1 protein-coding gene is annotated in these 280 nt (G+C 55.7%); it reads left to right on the top strand.

Annotated features, from left to right (window positions below):
• On the top strand, positions 1-280 hold a 280-nt coding region (locus LZP73_RS21110), incomplete at both ends, for a phage tail length tape measure family protein (RefSeq protein WP_234236965.1).

The following is a 280-nucleotide window of genomic DNA, read 5'->3' as shown; positions in this document are numbered from 1 at the left end:
GGGGCATTATGCCGGAGTCACTGCCGGGCAGCTGTGGACGCTCAGTCGTGCTATTTCCGGGAATGGTATCACGCAACATGCTGCAGCCGGTGCGCTGGCTCAGGTGGTGGGGAGTGGTGCATTTCGTGGAAACGATATCGGTATGGTGGCGAGAGCTGCCGCACAGATGGAGCGATCGGTTGGCCAGTCGGTCAGCGATACCATAAATCAGTTTAAGCGGCTGAAGGATGATCCTGTAAATGCCGCGAAGTCTCTGGACAATGAGCTGCATTTTCTTACT

Origin of the sequence: Shewanella sp. AS16 (genome assembly GCF_021412365.1) — a bacterium.
Taxonomy (GTDB): domain Bacteria; phylum Pseudomonadota; class Gammaproteobacteria; order Enterobacterales; family Shewanellaceae; genus Shewanella; species Shewanella salipaludis.
The sequence above is the reverse complement of the archived record's forward strand: the minus strand, read 5'-3'. Positions and strand labels throughout refer to the sequence as shown.